Below are 16,206 nucleotides of genomic sequence, written 5' to 3'. Positions count from 1 at the left end.
TAAGCATTCCGTTACCTTGCCATTGGCATTGGCGAAGATCGCCCTCCTAAAAAGGGATCTTGCAACAGAAAAAAACAATCTAAAAAGGAAATTAACAATGGTATTAGAAATTCATCGCAGCTCACGCTCTGAAACCTTGCAGCATAACCATACCCACTGCACTGCAAATATTGGTTTCACAGCAGAAGAACTTGAGCAGTTCAGTTGGGGAACGCGAGGTCTTTTTGAACAAATGCCTGCCAATGGAGATGGCTATGAATGTTACGGAGACAATTGCTATGGTCGTCCAGAAGTGATTCAGGCTCTCAAATATGTCTGTAATGAGTGGGTTAAAAGATATCCTAAACCCCGCATTGGCATCGGAGACATCAGTACAGCAGAAGGGCCAACTCCAGGCCATAGCTCTCATCAACACGGACTCGATGTTGACATTTCTCTTGTTGCTAACACTGATGCAGAAATTGGACTTACTTGGCGCGCTCCTGAATACTCTCACCAGCGTACTCAAGAATTAGTGGATTTATTTCACAATAATCCTATTTTGGGTATTAAGGTAATTCTGTTTAACGACCCGGATATTAAAGGAGTACAACATTGGCCAGGACATGACGATCACCTTCATGTGAGTTTCCTTTCCCCTGGAATTGATTCAGCCCCCTATAGCAGCGACGAAGACGGGGATTTGCGTCTGGTGATACCTCCGATGCAGGGAGAACGAGTCAGCAAACTTCAAGAAGATTTAGCCAACGTTGGCATTTCAGTTACAACAGATGGTATCTTTGGCACCGAAACTGATGCCGCAATCCGAAAATTCCAGGCTGAACAAGGCTTGCAGGTTGATGGAATTGTGGGATTTGTAACGCAAACTAAACTGACACAGTTAACTTCTGGACAGTCTCGTGGAGTTTCCGGCCAACCATCCGGCCTGAAACTCCAAGACGTGATTGACCAAAAGCAATCGATTCCTTTTGATGATATTGACTCTGGAGTGTTAGTTGAAGATCAACTATTATGTGCAGAAATTCAAACCATCTTACGCGCTAATCATCTTTTAGAGGTTGTTGATGGGATTTACGGCCCTCAAACCCAAGAAGCCTTAAGAAGTTTTAAAGCCAGCCGTAAACTTGATGGCGGGGATGTGTTAGGGGCAACAACCGCTAAAGCTTTACTCGATGCCAAGCAGGGTGCTGGATTATTACCTGATTGGAAAGGCGGTGATAAGCAAGCCACAGTGGAGGCAATTATCAAAGAAGCTCATCGCCAAGGAATTACTTCTCAAGCTCAAATTGCTTACATTCTCGCAACCGTTGAACATGAAACAGCAGATAGTTTCCAACCCGTAAAGGAATCGTATTATTTGGGTGAACCTGAAGGGGAGAACCACCGCAAAACTCTGCGCTATTATCCGTTTTACGGACGGGGGTACGTGCAACTGACCTGGGATTACAATTATCGGAAATATTCTGATGTGTTAGGCCTAGATTTGGTTAACGACCCCGATCTTGTCATGCGTCCCGATATCGCACTCTTTATCCTGGTTGATGGTATGAAATTCGGTGTGTTTACGGGTATCACGCTGGATGACTGTATTTCAAACAACCGTATGGATTTCTTGAAAGCCCGTACAATTATCAATGGCACTGACCAGGCAGAAAAGGTTCAAAGTTATGCTATGAATTGGCAAGCTCAATTAGGGTAGGATTTTGGGCGATCGCGACTCAATAATCTACCTTGAATTAAAGCTTAACTTTGATAGCTTTTGGGTCAATCGGTTAAAGCGTCTTGGTAGTTTGTGACAGTAGTGCGCGATCGCCCAAAACTTCCTCACAACAGTAAGCTGAAAAATAGCCGCAGACTGTGGTAGGATTTTGTGCTGTAACTGAAACCACAGCCCCTAGAAAAACCATAAGTAAAGCAGTAGCCAGGATTTTCAACTGTTTCGGTTTCATACTTAAGCAGTCCATATTCAGTCATTTTAGAGAAGTTTGAAATTGAGACAGTGTTGCTTGTGGGCGATTGCAAGGAAAAACGAAGAAGTCGATACGATCGCAAAATTTCCAGCAAGGGTTTCAGCAATTAATAACGTCCAGTGAAACCTCGGCGGTTGCTATAATTCCAAATAATCAAATCAGGATTAAGCGTGTCACCAGCAAACTCTCAACAACAAACTCCCCTATTAGATGCTTTGCGCGATCGCACAAATCACCCACACGCCCCATTTTATGCCCCCGGACACAAAGGCGGACAAGGAATCTCTCAACCCCTAATTGACTTATTCGGTGCGACAGTATTTCGATCGGATTTGCCGGAATTGCCGGAATTAGATAATCTCTTTAACCCAGAAGGTGCAATTGCCGAAGCTCAAGACTTAGCCGCCGCAGCATTTGGAGCCCAATCAACTCGGTTTTTGGCTAACGGTTCGACTTGCGGAATAATCGCCGCCATCTTAGCGACTTGCGGCCCTGGCGATAAAATTATCCTACCTCGAAATATCCACTCCTCGGCAATTTCTGGTTTAATTTTATCCGGTGCAATTCCAATTTTTGTCAATCCAGAGTACAACTCGGATTGGGATATTGCCAACAGCATCACCCCAGAAGCCACAGCCGCAGCATTAGAACAACATCCCGACGCGAAAGCAGTAATGATAGTTTACCCAACCTATCACGGCGTCTGCGGAGATTTGCGGGCGATCGCCCAAATTACCCATCAATACAACATACCGTTATTAGTAGACGAAGCCCACGGCGCCCACTTTAACTTTCATCCAAACTTGCCAGAACCAGCACTATCAGTCGGCGCCGATTTAACAGTACAATCAATCCACAAAACCCTCGGTGCAATGACACAAGCATCGATGCTGCACGTCAAGGGATCTCGCATAGATATCCAAAAATTAAATAGAGCATTGCAGTTAGTACAATCTACCAGTCCGAGTTATATACTATTAGCATCATTAGACGCAGCCCGCCAACAAATCGCACTCCACGGCAAAGAATTAATGGCGGAAACTTTACAGCTAGCAGAAAAAGCGCGATCGCGCATCAGTCTTATTCCCGGCTTATCAGTTTTAGCACCGTTAAATACAGCGGGTTTTGCAGCATTAGACCGCACCAGGCTAACAGTAAAAGTATCAGATTTAGGAATCACAGGATTTATAGCCGATGAAATTATGCACTCTCAACTCGGCGTCACCGCAGAACTTCCCATGCCTCGACATTTAACATTTATTATCAGCTTGGGAAATACAGAATTAGATATTGACAATTTAGTTAAAGCTTGTACTTTTTTAGAAGGAAGAAGGAAGACGGAAGCAGGAAGTTTGGTAACGGATGTAACGGATGTCAGGAAAAAGGAAGAAGTCCAAAAGAAGAAGTCCGAGAGAAGAAGTCCGATGTCCGATGGAAGATTTGCCCACTCTCCCACTCTCCCACTCTGCCCCTCTCCCCCTCTCCTCTCCCCCCGCGAGGCTTTCTTTTTTCCAGCGGAAACAGTACCCGCAGACAAAGCAGTTGATCGCCTGTGCGCCGAACTCATATGTCCCTACCCCCCAGGAATACCCGTCCTGATGCCCGGTGAAATCATTACCCCAGCAGCCGTTGACTACCTGCAACAAATCCTTGCCGCCGGCGGAAAAATCACAGGTTGTAGCGATAGAAACCTCCAAACTCTCAAGGTTGTGCGACAGTAAATATTAAGGCTTGGGGGAAATTGGGAGAATTTCTACTTCTTCCGCGAGTTCCAACTTCGGTCTTGCTTCACTCAAAAATCAAAAATCAAAAATATAACTATGCTTTGGCCCTACGTCACTCCAGGCATCCCGGATGACTTATTTGAACGTTTACCGGGAATTCCCATGAGTAAGCGAGAAGTCCGACTGCTGTTAATCTCCCACCTGCGGCTGCAAGCAGATTCAGTGGTGTGGGACATCGGTGCAGGTACTGGTACGATCGCCGTAGAAACAGGTTTGCTGTGTCCCAAAGGTCGGATTATTGCCGTCGAAAGGGACGAAGAAGTAGCAAGCTTGATTCGCAGAAACTGCGATCGATTCGAGCTCGACAACGTAGAAGTCATAGAAGGCAGTGCCCCGGAGTGCCTGGAAAACCTGCCCCAACCCCCCCACCGAGTCTGCATCGAAGGAGGTCGCCCCATTAAAGCGATTCTCCAAGAAGTGTGGCGCTACTTGCCACCCCACGGTAGAGTTGTCGCCACAGCATCCAATTTAGAAAATCTTTACGCCCTTTCCGAAGGGTTCGCCGAGTTACAAGTCCGCAACATTGAAGTAGTCCAGTCCGCCGTCAACCGCTTGGAGACTCGCGGCCTCAGTCAAACCTTTGCCGCCGTCAATCCCATATTTATTCTCAGTGGCGAAAAGCTGGATTAGAAGTTAGTTGACAGTTGACAGTTGACAGTTGACAGTTGACAGTTGACAGTTGACAGTTGACAGTTAACTTTAACCTGGTTCCTCGGCAGATGCTGGGAATACATACCCAATGCCCCATGCCCTATGCCCTATGCCCATTCCTAAATGTAATTCTTAATCTTTTTTAAGTTCACTTAACCTTCATACTTAAGAATAGGGGCCACCATAGCTGGATTGACCACCTGACTTGAGATATTGGATGACCGATGGGGGATGGGGGTTAGTTGTGCAAGGGATCAACTCGTGCTCTAGAAAAATCCAAAATCTCCAATCCAAAATCCAAAATCTAAAATCTAAAATCTAAAATCGAGTGATCCACCGCCGTCTGCAAGAGAAATTCATTTTATGCCTTGGTCTCGTATCCTGAGTGGAATAGTTGCGATCGCCCTTGCTTTGGGAATGATTATTATGGGCGGATGGTACTTCACCGTCGGCTTTGGAGTCATAGTCTACCTAGGCCAATTGGAATATTTTCAATTAGCCAGGGCTAAAGGCATTGCACCCGCTGCCAAAACTACCTTAGCAGTCAGTCAAGGGCTATTAATTACTGCAGCCCTAGCACCGGAACTCGTAGATGCCATGTTCCCCTTAGCGGGAACCTTAATTTGTTTCTACCTGTTATTCCAGCCTAAATTATCGACGATCGCCGATATTGCCTCCTCAGTTTTAGGATTGTTCTACGGCGGTTATTTGCCCAGCTATTGGGTACGGCTGCGAGTCGGCCTCGACCCAGGGAATCTTGCTACAACCCAACTTTCGCAAGCAGTAGCAAGCAATTTGCCGGTTAACATTTACCCGTCCCCGTCTTGGACAAATTCCAGCCACATATCTTTAGGATTGACTTCGCTGCTGCTGGCTTTCTTCTGCATCTGGGCCGCTGACATTGGGGCTTATTTTGTCGGCAAATTCTTCGGGCGCACTAGCCTATCCCACATCAGCCCCAAAAAAACCGTTGAAGGTGCCGTATTTGGAGTTTGCGGCAGCATCGCCGTGGCAGCCGCTGGGTCTTGGTATTTACACTGGCCGGGGTGGCTGTATACTGGGGCTGCTTTTGGTCTGTTGATTGGGGTTGCTAGCCTGTTGGGAGATTTAACTGAGTCGATGATGAAGCGAGACGCCGGCGTTAAGGATTCGGGACAGTTGATCCCCGGTCATGGCGGCATTCTCGATCGCACTGACAGTTATGTTTTTACCGCGCCCTTAGTCTACTATTTTGTGACTTTATTTTTGCCCGCGATCGACTCTTTTTTAATTAATTGGTAATTGGGAATTGGGGATTGGGAATTGGTAATTGGGAATTGGTAATTGGGAATTGGGCATGGGGAATTGGGCATGGGGTATGTATTCCCAGCCTCTACCGAGGAACCAGGTTAAAGTCAACTGTCAACTGTCAACTGTTAACTGTTAACGAACTAAGGCAAAACTGTAATTCCTCCCCGACAAACAATCTCCCCCTGACTCAAAATCAATTCTTCAATCTCAACTTCCGGCCCAAAATCAATTTTAAAACCATTGAAATCACTGCTCTTTAATTCTCCATCCATTTCGATTTCTGGTGATTCAAACATCAATTCGCGACCGCTGGCTATCCGCAAACCCGTCCGCAATACCAAAGGAATTTGCCTACCGCCAGCGCGCAAAATTGCAGCCGAAAGCGTCAACAAACCCGCCTCAATTGCAATCTGCGAATTTTGCAACTTCAGCGACTGTTCCCTATCTGTCAGTGGCAGCATTGGCAGCAAAAATTCGCTTAAAGCATCAGCCAGCAAAGGCGCTTTCAGCGACGCATTCAAATCCGCTTGGCTAAGCCTCAAAACGCCTGCCACGGGAACAGATTCCAGAAGGCGTAGGGGTTGGCCTTTGAGAGCTTGACCGAGGTTGATGCGAATGCCACAGCCCTCTATGGCAACTTCAGTTAGGTGTAGTCCTTTATACACAGCACCGCGAGCGGCAGCCGTGACTTTGGGGATCGCACCGCTGAAGATTTGTCGATCGCTCCCCTCAATTTTCACCTTCAACTCGTCCACCTGCTGAACTTGCGATCGCAGCCACAACTGCACAGCCGGAGACAGCACTGCGCTCGCGATCCGGCTGCCTGGACTCGCCGAAGGTCTCCTGGGTTCCTCGCCGAGATTAACAGTCCCACCACAGCCACCAGCGGTATCTGTATTGTCAAATTGAAGAGAGTTTCGATCGACAGTCATAAACAATTTCAGAATATAAACCTTAATATTCAAGCACATAAATTTAACTAGAACTTGCACATCCAGCCTCAAAAACCCGGTTTTTACACAAATATACGGCTATCAACCTCTGATTTTCGTGAGAAACCGGGTTGATGAACACAAGTCCGATTAACTCCAAAATCAAGCATCAATCTGGCATCAGCAACGCCAGAAGCAGAAAAATTCTCAGCTTTCTCCCCTTGGGATATTGGGGTAATTCACGAGTTGTGCGATCCCGATGAAAAATTCGCGATCGAGCGTATAAATTTAACCAGGAGTACGGGATTTATGGTAGTGTTGGTTTATGGTCGGGTCAGACCCACACCTTTCAAACCAGCCGCAAACCAACGGTGCAAACCTGTGCCTGCCGCGAGTCTTTTCGTCGTAGTTTTTGCACAGCATTCAGGGTAATGCCATCAGGACAATCTGCACCGGGCACAAGGACAATCTGCACTCTTGCCGGGCGTCCTGTAATAATTGGTCAGCATTATAATTTATTCCCAACCAGGAATTGAGCATTGCTAGTACGGTTAATCAATTAACCGTGTCGTGTTTCCTCCCCACCGTTCGCTCGTTGGGGATTTCCACACTCCCGTCATGTCTGATGAAAGGCTGCAAAAAATCCTCGCCCAGTGGGGCATTGCCTCTCGCCGTCTTGCAGAACAGATGATTGTAGCTGGACGAGTCCGAGTTAATGGCAATATTGTTCGCTTAGGAGAAAAAGCGAATCCCGATCGCGATCTCATCCAAGTCGATGGAGTTCCGGTGAAACCAACGGATCGACCCGCAAAGGTCTATCTGTTGCTCAACAAACCGGCAGGCGTAGTTTCTACTTGCAGCGATCCAAGAGCCCGATCGAAAGTTCTCGACTTGCTGCCACCCCAACTGCGCTCCGGTCAAGGCATCCACCCCGTAGGACGCTTAGATGCAGATTCCACCGGCGCCCTCTTGCTCACCAATGATGGTAAGCTGACATTTTGTTTGACCCATCCGCGTCACTTGATCGCCAAAACTTATCAGGTTTGGGTGAGCGGCGATCCCCCGGAACCCATACTACAAACGTGGCGTCAGGGCATCATCTTGTCCGGCAGAAAAACTTTGCCCGCGAAAGTTAAAGTTCTCGATCGCGCGCGAGACCAAACTCTGTTAGAAGTCATTCTATCAGAAGGCAGAAACCGACAGATTCGGCGAACGGCCGAACAGTTGGGATATCCCGTGGTGCGCCTGCACCGCACAGCCATCGGCCCGATTCAATTGCAGCGGCCCGGTTCGCCAATATTGCCACCCGGCTGCTGCCGACCCCTAGAAGATGCGGAAATTATTTATTTATGGAATCTAGTCAACCTAACATCAATAAGCGTGCCAGTAAATTCCCAGGAGCACAGCATATGACAAAGAATTTATTGTTTTTATTCTTCAAAACCACTAAGCAGAAACTGCACTCCCAAGAGCCAGAAACAGCTCAGAAGAAGCTAGCGGAAATAGGAACTCAACTCCGCCAGTACCGCGAACAGCAGTCGATTTGTTTGGACAAAGTAGCCGTGGTAACAATGATTCGGCGGAATCTGCTGCAAGCCATCGAGGACGGTCAACTCGACCAACTTCCCGAACCCGTCTACACTCAGGGTTTGATCAAGCGCTACGCTGAAGCAATGGGTTTGGACGGAACTCAGTTTGCCGACTTTTTCCCGATCGAACCGCCACCCCGATCGAGAACCAAGCTATCCTGGCAAGATGGGCCTCAGTTGCGGCCGATGCACCTCTACCTCTTTTACACATTTCTAATTATCTGTTCGGTCAATGTCTTATCTCAGTTGATGAGTGGTTCTGTTACCGCAAAAAACGGTGCGGGAGCCGAAGAACTAGCGCTTGGGCAGCAAGAACAAGCCCGTTTAGCTGGTGGGGCATCGAGTTCCTCACAAAATCAGAAACCGGATAGTTACGAGGCTCTAGAAGCAGTAAGAACCGGTCAAAATTTAAATAAACCTGGCAATAAACCAGTGATGGTTAACGTCACTTTTAAAGCAGAATCATGGATGCAGGTTGAAGTCGATGGTAAAACAGAGTTTGAGGGAACTTTGCCGACCGGGACTGTTCGCACCTGGGGGGCTCAAAAGCAATTGGTAGTGGTAGCAGGTAACGCCGGCGGGGTAATGGTTGCCGTTAATAACGGACAAGCCGAACCACTCGGAGATCCTGGAGTCGCCAAAGAAGTTGTTTTTAAAGCAAACGAACTCAAGCCTTCAGCACCGCCCAAGAATGAAGGTTGAGTGTTAATTGGTAATTGTTAATGGGTAATCAATAGGTAATAGCGGGCAGTCCACAGATTTTAATGAGAATGTCGGTCTTTATTGACTTCTTACCCATTACCAACTACCCATTACCAACTACCCCTTCTACATTTTCAATGTTTATTAGGAGCGCGCCCGGAGATGTAAGTCATAGTTTTGAGCCGATCGCGCACTTCCCAATTCAAAGCTTCGGGTCGATACCTCCAGCCCCAATTTCCCTCTGGTTTACCCGGAAAATTCATCCGCGCGTCAGTATCTAAACCCAACAAATCTTGAAACGGCACAATTGCCATATTAGCAATAGAAATCCAGCCCATGCGGATTAAAGACCAGTGAATTCCTTGGGGATCGATGCAGCCCAAATAACGCAAAACCTCGTCTCTTTCGTAGTTTTGCAGTTGATTGAACCAGCCGACAGTCGTGTCGTTGTCGTGGGTACCGGTGTAAACTACGCAGTTGCGATCGTAGTTGAAAGGCAAAAAAGGATCGCCAGGGCCCGCGCCAAAAGCAAACTGCAAAATCTTCATTCCTGGAAACTCGTATCGATCGCGCAAAGCTTCCACTTCTGGAGTAATTACCCCTAAATCTTCAGCGATAATCGGCAAGTTGCCAAACTTCTCGTTAATTAGATCCAACAAAGCTGTTCCCGGCGCTTTAATCCACTCTCCCTCGATCGCAGTTTCTTGTCCGCGCTTCACCGCCCAGTAAGCGTCAAATCCTCGAAAGTGGTCGATCCGAGTCACGTCTACATAAGAGAAAATCGCTTCAAAACGCTGCACCCACCAGTCGAAATTAGTTGCTTGCAACTTCTCCCAATTGTATACGGGGTTGCCCCACAATTGACCTGTATTGCTGAAGTAATCTGGGGGAACTCCTGCCATTAAAGCTGGTTCTCCGCTGGCTTCATCTAAGCAAAATATTTCTGGATGAGACCATACATCGGCGCTATCGTGAGCTACATAAATCGGAATATCGCCAATAATTTTAATGTCCCGCATATTAGCATAGCGTTTCAACTCCGTCCACTGGCGAAAAAACTCAAACTGAACGTATTGGTAGTAATAAATCTCAGCATTTAGCTGCTGACGCCACTTCTCTACTGACTCTGGTTTTCGACGGGCAATTTCTGGTTCCCAATTGTTCCAGCTAACACCGCCAAAGTGATCTTTTAGTGCCATAAATAAGGCGTAATCTTCCAGCCAATTCTCTTTGCTTTGGCAAAAACCTGAGAATTCTTTTTGCTGGATCGGGGATGCTTTGGCTTTGAAGTTTTCGCAAGCTTTTTTGAGCAAAGGCACTTTCAGCGTGATCGCTCGATCGAAGTCTACATAATCCAGCGGAAATTCGGGCAAATTAGCGAAGTCTTCATCTCCGAGCAATTGCTGGTCCCGCAGCAGTTCTGGGTTGATCAGCAGCGGGTTTCCCGCCATTGCTGAATAGCACGAATAAGGAGAATTGCCGTATCCTGTCGGCCCCAGCGGCAATACCTGCCAGTATTGCTGGTCGCTCTCTACTAAAAAGTCAATAAAGCGATATGCTTCTATTCCCATGTCTCCAATGCCAAATCGACTGGGAAAGGACGTGGGGTGGAGTAAAAGGCCACTCGATCGGGGAAAAAGCATAATCTATCTAAAGATATAGGAATTTAACATTGACAATTTGACCTATCTTCCCTACTAATTAAACTTCGTAGTCTTGAGGGAGATTCTCAGGGCAAATTCTTTTGTGATTGTCTCATATTTTCTGCGATAACGTGCTTACCAAATATTTTTATAACACTCTACTCACAAGTCCTGAGTAGAAAGGAAAACATCACAATCTGAAGTTATGCGATCGCCCTGCTTTCACAGCTAGGTTTTTTTACCCAGACTCGTTTGCTGCAACAAAGTATTGTGCTTGAGCGTACCCGGTTTCTGCTTAATCTTTAAATATACTTTTCTTTTGTTTTCGCCCCCTCTCTCTGCAGTCGTAAATTGCCCGCCAACAATCAGCCATCACTTAAGCAGAGCCAATGCACAAATTAGCCGGCTGTTTTGTATCTCAAAAAACAGCCGGCTGCGAAATTACTGGTGATAATGCTTAGTTCACGCTTGCTTGTTCAACAATTTCTGCACTTGTTTGAGAGCTATAGCGCCGACGTTGTAAGCAGCCCAGCCGCCCGCCAACAATACGGGCATCAATACTATTAGTATGCGGAAGTCAAAATCCATGAGTTCTCCTCCTAAAGTTTTTTAACAAATTCTCATAATCTATTTGTATCTCATTTTGTCGCCATTCTCCTGACTCTTTAACCAAATATTCGGGATACACAGGAGGACATCGCTCCGCAAGAATTGAGAGCGAAAGCGAAACTCCTAGGCGGGCGATCGGTCTTCGCTGTACCAATTATCCCACAATCTGTTTGGCAATCCCTTCCACCACCTTAGTTAGAGGGTCGTTAGGGAAGTGCAGCGCAAACACCCCCTTGCTGGCGAGCAGCATCATCTTGTCGCTGTGGGGCAGTACCCCTGCCACTGGGATTTTGTAAATACTCTCTACTTGCTGCTTCAAATCCTCGAAATCCAGCGATTCTGGGGCTTTATTAATCGTCATCAAAATCTTGGGAACTTCTAATTTGCGGGCCACATCTACTGTGACAGCCGTTCCCTGAAAATCTTGCTGATCCGGACGCAGAATCAGCAGCAGGATGTCGGAAATGGTGATGCTGAGGAGGGTTTCTTCGTTGAGTCCCGGGTGCGTGTCTATAAATAGGTAGTCTAAGTTCAAAACCTCGATCAGTTCTTGAAAGCCGTCGGTAAGCAGTCCCACATCGTAGCCTTCCCGCAAAACTCGCGCTATCTCCCCTGCTTTAATGCTCGAAGGAATCAGGTAGAGGCTGCCGTTAGTGGCTAATTTTGGCAGTAGCGAACTCACATTGTAGGCCGTATCCGCGATCGGACACCGGCCCCACAGGTAATCGTTCAGGCAGCGATCCATGTTGCTCTCGCTGAAACCGAACAGCACGTGAATCCCCGGTGATTGAATGTCTGTGTCCACAATGGCGACCCGATTTCCGCTGCGAGCGATAATAGATGCCAGGTTTGCTGTCGTGTTCGATTTGCCAGTTCCGCCCCGGTAAGAGTGGACAGAGATGATTTTGGACATGATCTGCGTATTAGGGTAAGAAACGGGGAGAACCCATTATGATGCAATTCTCGATGATGCAGTCGAGTTGTCTGTCATTCTTCCTTGCCCCCCAAATCCTCCTTATCTGTTAAACTATCAATTTTTTCATCTTTTATCATCTTTTGGGCGCCCCTGCGCTGCCGCATCTGTTTGGCTTTGGTTTGCAAATCGCTGAACTCGTCATCATGTTTAGTTTCGGCTGAACTAGCACCACAACGGGTATCGTTCGGGACATCCGTTGGAGAACCGCTTTCCGATTCAGTCACGGCGGCGCGCTGCTTCTGCTGTTTGGCTTTTTCCTGCAACTGAGCTACGTATTCGTCTGTTTGACTTTCGACCTTGGGAAGCTCTGGGGTAATGGCAATTATTTCTTGGGGTTCGGAAGGTGCTTTTTCAGAGGTTTCTTGTTTGCTAATCCTCAGTTTATCTTTCTTTTGCTGCAATTCTTTAAAGAAATCAGATTCTGTGATTTCTGCGACTTGCTGTTCTTTTTTGGCTTGGTCTATTTCGATTTTGAAGACTTGTTTAACTCGATCGCTAATTGCTTTCCCGTATCCGGCTTTATTAAATCTTTCTGCTGATACAATGCTACCGCCAGTTAAGATTAATGCTAAGGCTGGCGCTGCTACAGGTACCCACCCTCCTAAGAGAAAAATCCCAAAACTAATCGCGCAGCACCCGGACAGCAGTGCTGCGAATGTCACTGTCAACTTCGCTGGGTGAGCCATCCGCGATGCCAACGTTCCTCCGACAATTGACCATGCCGAAATCCACAGGATTTCTGCCCATTCCGGCCAAAACCACAACATCGGTCTGTTGTCTAAAACGGCACTCAAAATTTGGCTGACTACTTGTGCGTGTGCCACGATACCAGGCATGAATTGGTTGCTTTGCTGTCGCCCACTGTAAGGAGTATAAAAGAAATCTTTAACGGTTTCTGTGGTGTAACCGATGAGCACTATTTTATCTTTAACTAAATTCGGGTCAACTTTCCCTTCTAAAACATCGGTGATTCTGACTTGGTTTGCGACTTGCTGCTTGGAACGATAGTTAATTAATATTTGATATCCCCTGACATCGGCATTTTTGTATCCTCCGTCATTGCTTGCTAGTTGTTTTAATTGGGTTTTTCCCAGCCATAAAGATTGATCGGGGGCGAGTTTGGGAGAGATTTTTTGCCCTTGCAGGTAGCGGAGTGCTAGCTGGAGGTTGAAGGAATATAAAACTTGAGAATCGTCATTGCAAAGATGTTTTTGGGCCGAGGAGTTGCCCTCAATGGTCGGCGGTTTCATAAATAATAAAGCCCTGCGGAGTATACCACCCGGATCGACTCCGAAATCTGCAAATCCGACCCGGTTTTCTGGCAGCCCCGGCGCAGGTGGAGAACCTGGATTGTCGGGGTTCCCGTCGGTGACTAAACATACCCCGATAATGCGATCGCTTTTTTGTAAAATTTTAGTTAATTCCTGGCGCCCGTCTCCTAATGGTACGTCTCGCAGTACATCTAAACCGATCACTGCCGGCTGCATTTTGTCGAGTTTTTGTAAGATTTCAGCTATTTTGCGATCGGATATTGGCCACTCTTTCAGTTTCTGAATGTCTGCTTCGGTAATCCCCACAACTAGCAAACGCGAGTCTGGCTGTTCATCGGGACGCCACCTCACCATTTGGTCGTAAACGCTTAATTCTACTGGTTCGAGTATTCCTAGCTGTCTGGCCCCCATCAAGGATAATGTTACTGCCGCGCTGGCAAGTAATACAGACTTAGCCAATGCTAGTGATGGTTTATACATTTGACTCAATTGAGCCACTGTCGATCGAATGTTGTTAGATATTTTACTCATTATCCCAGCATAAAAGTTTGACTCGTTTCTGGAACAGCAGTTGTTTCACATTTTCCGCCTGCTGGAGGCTTCCTCCATCTTAGAACACTCGGAAACTGCGGCCACTTTGTTACAAAAATTTACAGTACATCGCAAGCAACTGTATCCAATGATACTTGTGGCATAGGCAACCTGATTTTTCCGACAGAGAATCCCCTTGCCGCTCGAATTAATAAATGTTATTGATGATATGTCAAGGTATAAATTGTGTATCTGCGCCCTCGACTAGCAGCTCAAAAATATTTGTCGCCATCAGCCAATGCCTGTGTTTGAAATTATAGTGAAAGGTACAACAAAATGAAACGTTTTCTACATCGGGCTACACTTGCGGTCGGCGTATCTGCGATCGCAGCTACCGTACCCAGTTCACTTACACCGATGCGCGCACAATCTCAGCCGCTTTTACTGAGTCAAAATGTTAATTTCAAGCCTCCCGACGTAACAGCCCCGGCCGGCCGACAGGGAGGGACACATCGTGGCAACAAGCTTTGTCCAGCGGGTTTATCTATTACTCCTTTAGTGCCTCCAACTAATATCGGTTTAACCCTAACAGATTCTCCCACAATTTTTGTCTATATTCCTAACACCTCGCCCGAAATAGAGTTTACTTTGCTCAACGAAAAGGAGGACAAAGTGGTCTACGAAAAAACCTTTAAACTAGACAAATCCGGGATTGTTGGAGTTAGTATTCCGGCTACCGTGGACAACAACAAATCCCTTGAAGTTGGTAAGCGATACGTATGGTCATTTTCGCTAGTTTGCGACCCCGAAGACCGAGCTGCAGATTTAGTTGTTAAAGGGTTCGTGCAGCGAATTGAACCGCAGGCAACTCTCAAGAGCGAGTTGGCAAATCCCGACCCGATGACTAGGCTCAACGTTTATGCTCAAAATGGGATTTGGTACGAAACTATCGCTACTTTAGCCCAAATGCGGCGTCAAACACCGGGGGATGTGAAGCTGACAGCTAAGTGGACGCAATTATTGCAGTCCCAAGGACTGGAATCTGTTGCAGCTCAACCACTGGTTGCGCCTCTTTAAATCTCGCTATTTCGGGAAATTTTATCGGTCTGTCGATGGCGATGTGAAAATCGACCCATTTACTCGATCGCGCCCGGAGCTAAAACTCCGGGTTAACATTAGAGATACGCTCTATAAATATTTCTACAAGTTGGTGGAAAAATGAAACGTTTTATAAATTTTACTGCACTGGCGATGACTGTATTGGCGATCGCCGTTACTCTCCCCAGTTTGCTGACACCGATGCAGGCTGTGCCTGCACCCATGCTGCTGAGTCAGAATGTTAATTTCAAACCCCCAGATGTAACAGCCCCCGACAACAGGCAAGGGGGGACGCATCGAGGCTGTAAGTTACGGGATGGTTTATTCATTACTCCCTTAATACCTGAAAGCAATATTGGCTTAACGCTAACAGATTCGCCCACATTTTTTGTATATGTTTCTCAACCGGCGGCTCAAGTAGAGTTTATTTTGCTAAATGCAGATGAATCCGAAGTAGTCTACGAAACTACTTTAAAAAATGACAAAGCCGGAATTGTTGGAGTTAGCCTTTCTGAGAAAGACAAGACAAAAAATATTGAGGTTGGTAAACGATATGTGTGGTCGTTTGCACTAGCCTGCGATCCTCTGGAGCGTTCGGGAGATTATATTGTTAAAGGATGGATGCAGCGAATTGAACCCCAGGCAAATCTCAAGAACGATTTGGCAAATCCCGATCCCATGGCTAAGGTGATTGCTTATGCTAAAAATGGGATTTGGTACGAGACTCTTGCGACTCTAGCCGAAATGCGGCGCCGCGCACCCGATGATTCGCGACTGACGACCGAGTGGACGCAATTGTTGCAGTCCCAAGGACTAGAATCGATTGCCACTCAGCCGGTAGTTCAGTCTTTTGAATAACGACTCTTGACCAATCACTGCTGAGTGTTTGCATAGTCAATTCTTCAATGATTCAATCCAGTGACCGAAAGCAGCCAGGGTACAAGCCCCCGTCTTTATCCTGGCATCACCAAAAAATAGTATCCGATAACAAGTCCCCGGATTCATCAGTGATATCGCTTTCTTCAATTCTCAACTTCTTCAATTCTTCAATCCCAAATCTAAAATCTAAAATCTAAAATCGATGTCAATTCTTCAATGATTCAATCCAGTGACCGAAAGCAGCCAGGGTACAAGCCCCCGTCTTTATCCTGGCATCACCA

Annotated in this window: 14 protein-coding genes; 8 read left to right on the top strand and 6 right to left on the bottom strand. The window is 46.7% G+C overall.

The genetic code is table 11. The features are described from left to right. The first annotated feature begins 16 nt into the window (after positions 1–16). On the top strand, positions 17–1,699 hold the full coding sequence (locus Q5691_RS05085; protein ID WP_333344064.1) for a penicillin-insensitive murein endopeptidase: 1,683 nt from the start codon (positions 17–19) through the stop codon (positions 1,697–1,699). Between the two features lie 73 nt (positions 1,700–1,772). Here Q5691_RS05085 and Q5691_RS05080 read toward each other — a convergent pair whose 3' ends face one another. Beyond that, positions 1,773–1,949: a hypothetical protein gene (locus tag Q5691_RS05080; protein WP_333344062.1), complete on the bottom strand. Its 177-nt coding sequence runs from the start codon at positions 1,947–1,949 to the stop codon at positions 1,773–1,775. Between the two features lie 191 nt (positions 1,950–2,140). Here Q5691_RS05080 and Q5691_RS05075 point away from each other — a divergent pair, with 191 nt between their 5' ends. The 3 genes from Q5691_RS05075 to Q5691_RS05065 all read left to right on the top strand — a co-directional run bounded on the left by Q5691_RS05075 (position 2,141) and on the right by Q5691_RS05065 (position 5,686). After that, a complete protein-coding gene (locus Q5691_RS05075; RefSeq protein ID WP_333344060.1) occupies positions 2,141–3,691 on the top strand; it encodes an aminotransferase class I/II-fold pyridoxal phosphate-dependent enzyme in 1,551 nt (516 codons plus the stop codon). A gap of 99 nt (positions 3,692–3,790) precedes the next feature. Further along, entirely contained in the window at positions 3,791–4,384 is a 594-nt protein-coding gene (gene cbiT, locus Q5691_RS05070; protein ID WP_333211772.1) for a precorrin-6Y C5,15-methyltransferase subunit CbiT, read from the top strand. Between the two features lie 384 nt (positions 4,385–4,768). Then, complete coding sequence (locus Q5691_RS05065; protein ID WP_333211774.1) at positions 4,769–5,686, top strand: phosphatidate cytidylyltransferase; 918 nt, start codon at positions 4,769–4,771, stop codon at positions 5,684–5,686. A 149-nt stretch (positions 5,687–5,835) separates the two neighbouring features. On the opposite strand, the gene Q5691_RS05060 is transcribed toward Q5691_RS05065, so the two are convergent. After that, positions 5,836–6,627, bottom strand: a complete 792-nt coding sequence (locus Q5691_RS05060) for a DUF2993 domain-containing protein (protein ID WP_333344059.1) — start codon at positions 6,625–6,627, stop codon at positions 5,836–5,838. Positions 6,628–7,245: 618 nt separating this feature from the next. Here Q5691_RS05060 and Q5691_RS05055 point away from each other — a divergent pair. Continuing rightward, the gene (locus tag Q5691_RS05055) at positions 7,246–8,040 is read left to right on the top strand and encodes a pseudouridine synthase (RefSeq protein WP_333211812.1); all 795 of its coding nucleotides are present in this window, start codon (positions 7,246–7,248) and stop codon (positions 8,038–8,040) included. Then, on the top strand, positions 8,037–8,918 hold the full coding sequence (locus Q5691_RS05050; RefSeq protein WP_333211777.1) for a RodZ domain-containing protein: 882 nt from the start codon (positions 8,037–8,039) through the stop codon (positions 8,916–8,918). Before Q5691_RS05055 ends, Q5691_RS05050 begins: the two co-directional genes overlap by 4 nt. Before the next feature lie 134 nt (positions 8,919–9,052). Here the strand turns inward: Q5691_RS05050 and malQ are convergent, their stop codons facing one another. From malQ to Q5691_RS05030, 4 genes are all read right to left on the bottom strand, one after another. Then, the gene (gene malQ, locus Q5691_RS05045) at positions 9,053–10,561 is read right to left on the bottom strand and encodes a 4-alpha-glucanotransferase (protein ID WP_333309007.1); all 1,509 of its coding nucleotides are present in this window, start codon (positions 10,559–10,561) and stop codon (positions 9,053–9,055) included. A 462-nt stretch (positions 10,562–11,023) separates the two neighbouring features. After that, on the bottom strand, positions 11,024–11,149 hold the full coding sequence (locus tag Q5691_RS05040; RefSeq protein ID WP_333053037.1) for a photosystem II protein Y: 126 nt from the start codon (positions 11,147–11,149) through the stop codon (positions 11,024–11,026). A 175-nt stretch (positions 11,150–11,324) separates the two neighbouring features. Further along, positions 11,325–12,083 (bottom strand): MinD/ParA family protein, encoded by a 759-nt coding sequence (locus Q5691_RS05035; RefSeq protein WP_333344057.1) that lies wholly within the window; start codon positions 12,081–12,083, stop codon positions 11,325–11,327. 74 nt (positions 12,084–12,157) lie between these two features. After that, the gene (locus Q5691_RS05030; RefSeq protein ID WP_333344055.1) at positions 12,158–13,948 is read right to left on the bottom strand and encodes a CHASE2 domain-containing protein; all 1,791 of its coding nucleotides are present in this window, start codon (positions 13,946–13,948) and stop codon (positions 12,158–12,160) included. A 336-nt stretch (positions 13,949–14,284) separates the two neighbouring features. Between Q5691_RS05030 and Q5691_RS05025 the strand changes: the two genes are divergently transcribed. Together Q5691_RS05025 and Q5691_RS05020 are read left to right on the top strand one after the other, a co-directional pair. Then, positions 14,285–15,025 (top strand): DUF928 domain-containing protein, encoded by a 741-nt coding sequence (locus tag Q5691_RS05025; protein WP_333211781.1) that lies wholly within the window; start codon positions 14,285–14,287, stop codon positions 15,023–15,025. 141 nt (positions 15,026–15,166) lie between these two features. After that, positions 15,167–15,904 (top strand): DUF928 domain-containing protein, encoded by a 738-nt coding sequence (locus tag Q5691_RS05020; protein WP_333211783.1) that lies wholly within the window; start codon positions 15,167–15,169, stop codon positions 15,902–15,904. Positions 15,905–16,206: the final 302 nt, after the last annotated feature.

Origin of the sequence: Microcoleus sp. w1-18aA5 (assembly GCF_036701705.1) — a bacterium.
Classification (GTDB): Bacteria; Cyanobacteriota; Cyanobacteriia; order Cyanobacteriales; family Microcoleaceae; genus Microcoleus.
Note: the sequence above shows the minus strand (reverse complement) of the source record. Positions and strands in the feature narration are given on the sequence as shown.